We start from the raw sequence: 7,735 nt of genomic DNA on the forward strand, positions 1-7,735 counted from the left end.
TATTGGTGCAATGCCATACCTTTATAAAGAGATGCAATTTCCAATCTTTGGTACACCCTTACCACTTGCTATGATTGGAACAAAATTTGATGAGCACCACATTAAAGAGCATAGAAAATATTTCAATCCGATTGAAAAAAGACAAATTATTAAAATTGGTAATGATTTTGAAGTAGAGTGGATGCATATGACTCACTCTATTATTGATAGTTCTTCTGTTGCTATTACAACGGAGGCTGGTACTATAATTCATACAGGTGATTTTAAAATTGATTATACTCCTGTTGATGGTTATACGGCTGACCTTCATCGTTTAGCACATTATGGAGATAAAGGTGTACTTTGTCTTTTAAGTGATTCAACAAACTCATATAATACTGTTCCAACAGGATCTGAATTAAGTGTAGGACCAGCCTTAGATCGTATTTTTGCTAAAGCAGAAGGGCGTATCTTAATGTCTACATTTAGTTCAAACATTCACCGTGTGCAACAAGCAATTCAATACGGAATAAAATACGGACGTAAAATATGTGTTATTGGTCGTTCTATGGAGCGAAATATAGAAATTGCAATGCAGTATGATTATGTAAGATTTCCTAAAAATATTTTTGTAGATGCGGATGAAATTGCACGCTTAAATGATAAAGAAGTTTTAATTGTTACGACCGGTTCTCAAGGTGAAGCAAATTCAGCATTATTTAGAATGAGTATTGGCGAACATAGACATATTAAGATTAAGCCAACAGATTTAATAGTTCTTTCTTCTCGTGCTATTCCTGGTAATGAAGGTTCAATTTCTGGTATGCTAAATCATTTACAACGTGCTGGTGCAAGTGTTGCTCATGCTAAAGATATCCACGTTTCTGGCCATGCTTCTATGGAAGAGCAAAAACTTATGTTACGTCTTGTAAACCCTAAATTTTTCTTACCGATTCATGGTGAATATAACCATGTTATGAAACATAGAGAAACTGGTATGATGTGTGGAGTTCCTGAGAGAAATATTCTTCTTATGACAGATGGCGAACAGATAGAGATTTCACCAAAATACATGAGAAAAGTAAAAACTGTAAAAACTGGTAAAACGTACATTGATAATCAAAATAATCATAAAATTGATGATGATATTATTTTAGATCGTCAAAAACTTGCAACTGATGGTATCGTAATGATGGTAGTTCAAGTTGATGGACAGCATTCTAAAATGCAAGCGAAGCCTAAAGTGACTACTTTTGGTATCGTTCCAGATAAATTAGATAAAGCTTTTGCTAAAGAGATGGAAGACGTAGTCGAGCATTTCTTACTTCATATTAAAGATGGAATGATTGAAAATACGAGAGCTTTAGAAAATGACTTACGTCAAATCGTAAGAAAGCATATTTATAGAAAAATGAAAAAATATCCACTTATCGTTCCTCACGTTTTAGTTTCCTAGTCAAGACTATAGGTACATACGCATTTACGCGCATGTACCTATCTCCTAGTAATCTCTCAATCAAAAACATTATTCAAAAATAAACTCCTTTCATAAGTGCATATCTATAGTATAAACTCAGCTATTACTTGTTATTCTAACGCTAATAAAACTTTAAAGGTATAGAGTTGGCACAAAGTAAAGATATAGAGTTTGAAAATGCAGTAAAATCTATGATGCTTCATGTGGGTGAAGACCCCGAGCGTGAAGGCTTAAAAGATACACCATCACGTGTTAGAAAAGCGTACGAATTTATTTATGGTGGTTATAAAGAAAATCCAAAAGAGATTCTCGAGAAGGCACTTTTTACTACAACGAATGATGAAATGGTTCTTGTAAAAGATATTGAATTTTATTCTACGTGTGAACATCACCTTTTACCAATTATTGGGCGTGTTCATGTTGCCTATATTCCTGATGGAAAAGTTGTAGGACTTTCAAAAATTCCTCGTGTTGTGAATGTATTTGCTCGTCGTATGCAGATTCAAGAACAACTTACAGAGCAAATTGCAGATGCTATTATGGATTCAATCCAGCCTAAAGGTGTAGCAGTAGTAATTGCGGCACGTCACATGTGTATGGAAATGCGTGGAGTTGAGAAAATAAACTCTACAACAACATCTTCAGCACTTCGTGGTTTGTTTAAAAAAGATGAAAAGACAAGATCTGAATTTTTCTCGCTAATAAATTCACCAACTAGCACACGTTATTAAGCATAAGTAATGCCATTTAAATCTCTCAAAGATAAACTGTCTTCAAAGAATTTCTCTATTTCCTTTGGTGAAGTAATCAAAATCAATGCTACTGTAATTACTGCTAGTGGACTTAAAGTAAGTATTGGGGATATGGTAAAGATTATCTCTAATGACACGCACCAAGAGAGTATGGGTATGGTAACAGAGATTGATGGACCTATATTTTTCATTACACCCTTTAGCTTTGTTGAGGGTTTTTGTTCTGGAGATAAGGTTTTTTTGGATTCAGCCGGTATGAACATTCCCGTGGGTCAAGCACTTTTAGGTAGAGTAGTCGACCCGTTTATGCGTCCTATCGATGGAAAAGGCAATATTAATGATTCGATACTTTCTCCAATTATTAAAGCTCCGATTGCTGCAATGAAACGTGGAATGATTGATGAAGTTTTTCCTGTAGGTGTAAAATCGATAGATGCTCTTTTAACTTGCGGAAAGGGCCAAAAACTTGGAATTTTCGCAGGAAGTGGTGTTGGAAAATCAACGCTTATGGGAATGATTGTTCGAGGCTCAGTTGCTCCTATAAAAGTTGTAGCACTTATTGGCGAGCGGGGTAGGGAAGTTCCTGAGTTTATAGAAAAAAATCTTGCGGGTAATTTAGAAAATACTGTAATTATTGTAGCAACTTCAGATGATTCACCATTGATGAGAAAGTATGGAGCTTTTGCAGCTATGAGTGTGGCAGAGTTTTTCAAAGATCAAGGATTGGATGTTCTTTTTATTATGGATTCTGTAACACGTTTTGCTATGGCACAACGTGAGATAGGTCTAGCACTTGGAGAGCCACCAACTTCTAAAGGCTATCCACCATCTTCTCTTACTCTTCTTCCACAGCTTATGGAGCGTGCAGGAAAAGAAGAAGGGAAGGGTTCTATTACGGCTTTCTTCACCGTATTAATAGAAGGAGATGATATGAGTGATCCTATTGCGGATCAATCTCGTTCTATTTTAGACGGCCATATCGTTCTCTCACGTGAACTTACAGACTTTGGTATCTATCCACCTATCCACGTCCTTAATTCAGCTTCTAGAGTTATGAATGACATTGTTACTCAAGAACATCTTAAAGCAGTGATGAGATTTCGTAGACTGTATACACTTCTGAAAGAAAATGAGGTCTTAATTCGTATTGGGGCCTACACAAAAGGTACAGATCCAGAACTAGATGAAGCTATAGATAAGAAAGCAGCTATGTATACGTTTATGTCCCAAAATTCTGAATTGCAAAGTGACTACAATGAAACAGTTAAAGCTCTCTCTGACCTGATGCAGACGAAAGCTTAGGCTTGCATTATAGCTTCGCTATGTATCCACTTATCCCTTTTGTCTCTATCGTTGATATTGCTAGTAATTGCTAATTCTATTTTGGACTTCTTCTCGCATGTTTTTATGATGGACTTTATCTCATTGTCTATACCAAAGATGTCTACATATGAGTAAATAATAGCTTCTGCTTTTTTATAAAGTTTTTTAGCAATATAAACCTTGATTTTTGTATGAAAAGCAAGACGAAAAAGATCCCCGATCTTATCTCTACGTGTTTCTAGGTTAATGAGCTCTGCGAGTTTTTCTTTGATATCTTTTATATTACCTTTGAGTGCAAATCTTTCACATTCTGAGATGATTTTAAGCCAATGTTCTTGTAGCAGTATTCCTAGCTGGGTAGAATTGAGTACGGGATTTTTATCAATTACCTCATAACATTGAATGAAGTTGCTAATCTTGTATGCATCTTGGAGTTTCTTTACTGCGCGACATTCTTCTTTTTGTTCACTTACTCTTTCTTTTATGGAGTCAATATTTTGTAGTTTAGAAAGTTTAGCTATAGCCTCATTTAAATGACAGTTGTCTATATGTTTTTGTACACGCGCTAGTTCTATATCCATATCACTTTGTATATTTTTATATTGAGGTACAAGGGCAAATATAGGATTGGATTGTGCAAGCAAGTTTATTCTTTTATAATCTTTATTGGACATGCCATGAAGGAATGCTTGTAAATCTTTGTTATGATTGAGCATCAGTTTTATTAGAGGCCTTTTTTCCATGATAGTTGCAAAATCTTTGAGAAGTGTAGTGGCATTTTCTAAGTGTCCATGGTCAATTTGTCTTTGTGCATTGGCAAAGCTGTCATCCCATAACTCCTCCATTTTTGTATATTGAAATGTTTGTGTAAGTGCTGGGTACTTAACAGCCATGGCATAAGCTAAGGCATACTTTTTTTCAACATATAAAGATTTAAACCTAGGATAATTGTCAAATGATTTAAAGAGTAAGTCTATCTCGTCTCGTTTACTATCTACATATTTAAACATCTTTGTAAACTCAAGGGCAGTATCTCTATTTCCTTTGATTAAAGCATCTAATGCTTTATCGTAGATTTTTTTATAGGCTATTTCAAGAACTGCATACTCTCGTGTTCCTAGAAGAAGAGGGTCTGCTCTGATTAAGCCAAAAGCTTTATTTAATTCATTTGAGATGATGTAAGATTTTAATTTTTCTGCTGTTGGAAGATTAATTTTTTCAATAGAAGTATGTTTTAGGGTAGCAATAATTGTCTTGTCATCCACAATTTCTAGGCTTGTCACAACTTCTTCAAATTCTACATATTTTGAGTGTAGTAGTTTAAGGCTTTGTGAATCATATACGGCTACATGTTTTGTACCACCAATAACCATAAGATATTGAGGATTAGGCATAAGTAAAATTTGTGTAATTTGGGTAAAAGTACTATCTACTTTTTTAATCAGTTTAGTAGTTTTGAGTGAATTAAGATAGATGGAACCTTTTGTATCAGCACTTAAAAGTTGTGTAGCATCTAAAAAACATACAGAGCTTATCCGTGAAGTGTCGTTTTTGATGATGAGCTTATTTGCACGTGAATGAAGGTTTATGGTGAAGATAGTACCATTGTTTCCTCCGCAAGCCATAATATTTTTGTGAAATGCAAAAGAACTTACAATGGATGCTTTAGATTTTATTTTTTGCCCAGTATGTTCAAATGAGTAAAGTCTACCAAGAAGGGATGAGCCGTCGTATCTGTATTGTAATACACGTCCGCTTTGGGTAGCGGCGATAATATACTTAGATTCTAAATCAAATTGTAATTTTTGAATGAGTTCACCATCAGTTCGAATAGTTTTCAGAACAACTTTACTTGGCATGTGCAAGATGAAAATGTAAGATGGGTTTGAAAAGGCGATAAACTCTCCGTTTAGACTAAAAGATACTGCCGTAGTTTGGGAGTTGAGATATTCGTGTGAGATTGTTGTTTTATTTTCACATTCATCATAGGAGAAAATTCTTACACCATGTTGCAGAGTTGCTATGGCTATAAGGTTATTATTTAATTTTTTTAGTTCTTGTATAGGGGAACGTGTTCGTAGGCAGTGTGAAGTTTCAAGCATAATATATCCAATAAAAATAGTATTCTATTATAAAGAAAAAAAGTAGTGTTAGTGCTGAAATTTTACAAGTTAGTAGGTAAAAAGAAGGGGGTTAAACCACATCATAAGATGTGATTTAATTAACAAGCTGGAATGTTACCGCTATCGCTTCCATATTCAAATAAGAAGTCAAAGTAGTGTGGAACATATTTGTCTTTTAACGCACTGTCTTTAACTTTAGGACAGATAGTTTTAAGTTCAGCGGCAATAGCACCTTTAGCATTAATCGATTGCCATTCTTCTTGTGTATGTTTACCAGCTAATGCAGCACCAGAGATACCACATGCAGTCTTAAGCTTTTTAGTAAAGTACTTTTGACCTTTTTCAGGACTTGCGCTAGCAGTTGTGCTACTAAGAGTTAGTAGTATTGTTGCAGCCAATGCAACTTTTGCGATGTTTTTCATTCATTCTCCTTGAGTTTATGAAAGTATTTTATCTTATAATTGTGAATTCATTGTGAAATAGTAAAATTAATATATCTTATTTATCACATATGTAACTTTACGCGTATCCTTTCATGATTCCTGATATTGTTATTGTTTTAAGTACATATATTTCCATCAGCCACCATATCCATCTTTCTTGTGTGGGACTAAGAGGAAAGCTAGGTTTTGGTTTCATTTCCCAATCGTACTCAGCGAGCATTGCAGTACCTACACTTGTTATAAAAGGACAAAGAGTATAGCCAGTATATTTTGCTGGCAGAGAATCTTTTTTTTGCATGTGTGCTATTATGTTATCTACTAAAACTTTATGTTGTGAAGTGACAGATGCAGAGCTTTTACCTAAGGGTATCGAAGCTACATCTCCTAAAGACCATACATTGTCAAATTTTAAATGTTGTAATGTCTCCCTATTCACAGGGATAAAACCTTTTTGCGAGCCAAGGGATGAATGAGCGATTTCATCATGCACTTTCATTGGAGGTGTTATGTGGATAAAGTCATAAGAGACTTCTATCTTTTCATGTTTGGCTTCGTGAGGGTGTTTGTCAAATGTAGCAACCTTATTTATAACGTCTAATTCTATAAGATTATATGTATAATTATATGTAAAATTTCTGCGTTTAAATTGTGTACGTATGGCATTATGAAATTCTGTGACATCATGCATAGTGTCTGCGTCTGTATTAAAAATCATTTCTACTTTATCCCTTACTCCAGCCTCTACGAGACGAGAATGTGTAAGGTACATAATGCTTTTTGATGCGGATTCACATTTAATATCAGTGTTTGGATGGGTAAAAATAGCTTGGAGTTTTGTAGTACTTGTATGTATTTTTGCTTTTTGGATTAACTCTTTAATTCCATCCCATGTAGCACTTGCGCCATCTTGAAAAAAGATAGAATGGAGTCCATTTTTTGTTAAACCTGACTTTTTTAATACATTTGTGTTTTTAGCAAAAGAAGTAACTTCACCAGTGAGACCTTTTATGGCACTATAATTTAATGTGATACCTGTAGCAATAATAAGTTGATCGTACTCAATTTGCTCTTTATCATCAACCGTTAATTTGTTGTTTTTAGGATCAAATGTTGTAGCACGACCTTTAATGAGTTTAACCCCATGAGGAATTTTATCATCACGCCTGTATTGTATTTCATGAATGCTCCATAATCCAGCAGCAACAAGTGTAAGTCCAGATTGATATGAAGCAGATAAAGGTTCAGGTTCTATGATGGTAATGTCAGGATTGTCTAATGTATTTTTAAGACGTGCCGCTGTACTAATCCCGGCAAGTCCTCCTCCCACAATAACAATCTTCTCTTTGGCATTAGAAGCTTGGAATTCTCCTTTTGTAGCTGTCATGCTTGCGTTAATTGAAGTAGCTAATGGCGAAAGAGCAAGATACTTTAATACATCCCTACGAGACATTATCTCAGGATGCTTGTCAACCTCTTTTAGAATCTCTTTAACTACTTCGTTTTGCACCAAAATCTCACCTTTTAAAATCTACCTGTTAACATTAGATATTGGTACATCGGTTTTAATTGGTATAAATCAAATAGCCACCAAAAAGCTCTAGGTTCTGCAATACTCAAGAAAGGTATAGTCGGTGCATC

6 protein-coding genes are annotated in these 7,735 nt (G+C 34.8%); 3 read left to right on the forward strand and 3 right to left on the reverse strand.

Annotated features, from left to right (window positions below; genetic code table 11):
• The 3 genes from ACI9TV_RS15185 to fliI form a co-directional block, all read left to right on the forward strand.
• A partial coding sequence (locus ACI9TV_RS15185; RefSeq protein WP_415251671.1) for a ribonuclease J occupies positions 1–1,435 on the forward strand: 1,435 nt, incomplete at its 5' end.
• Between the two features lie 167 nt (positions 1,436–1,602).
• Positions 1,603–2,187: a GTP cyclohydrolase I FolE gene (folE, locus tag ACI9TV_RS15190; protein WP_415251672.1), complete on the forward strand. Its 585-nt coding sequence runs from the start codon at positions 1,603–1,605 to the stop codon at positions 2,185–2,187.
• 9 nt (positions 2,188–2,196) lie between these two features.
• Complete coding sequence (fliI, locus tag ACI9TV_RS15195; protein WP_415251673.1) at positions 2,197–3,510, forward strand: flagellar protein export ATPase FliI; 1,314 nt, start codon at positions 2,197–2,199, stop codon at positions 3,508–3,510.
• Here fliI and ACI9TV_RS15200 read toward each other — a convergent pair.
• The 3 genes from ACI9TV_RS15200 to ACI9TV_RS15210 all read right to left on the reverse strand — a co-directional run bounded on the left by ACI9TV_RS15200 (position 3,507) and on the right by ACI9TV_RS15210 (position 7,604).
• Entirely contained in the window at positions 3,507–5,633 is a 2,127-nt protein-coding gene (locus ACI9TV_RS15200) for a WD40 repeat domain-containing protein (RefSeq protein ID WP_415251674.1), read from the reverse strand. The genes fliI and ACI9TV_RS15200 overlap by 4 nt on opposite strands.
• A 119-nt stretch (positions 5,634–5,752) precedes the next feature.
• Complete coding sequence (locus ACI9TV_RS15205) at positions 5,753–6,076, reverse strand: cytochrome C (protein ID WP_415251675.1); 324 nt, start codon at positions 6,074–6,076, stop codon at positions 5,753–5,755.
• Between the two features lie 97 nt (positions 6,077–6,173).
• Positions 6,174–7,604 (reverse strand): NAD(P)/FAD-dependent oxidoreductase, encoded by a 1,431-nt coding sequence (locus ACI9TV_RS15210; RefSeq protein ID WP_415251676.1) that lies wholly within the window; start codon positions 7,602–7,604, stop codon positions 6,174–6,176.
• Positions 7,605–7,735: the final 131 nt, after the last annotated feature.

This window comes from Sulfurimonas sp., assembly GCF_047622445.1.
In the GTDB taxonomy this organism is placed as follows: Bacteria; Campylobacterota; Campylobacteria; order Campylobacterales; family Sulfurimonadaceae; genus Sulfurimonas.

Coding starts and splice junctions, on each gene's coding strand:
- fliI (WP_415251673.1), top strand. CDS start 2,197: ATGCCATTTAAATCTCTCAAAGATAAACTGTCTTCAAAGAATTTCTCT.
- ACI9TV_RS15200 (WP_415251674.1), bottom strand. CDS start 5,633: ATGCTTGAAACTTCACACTGCCTACGAACACGTTCCCCTATACAAGAA.
- ACI9TV_RS15205 (WP_415251675.1), bottom strand. CDS start 6,076: ATGAAAAACATCGCAAAAGTTGCATTGGCTGCAACAATACTACTAACT.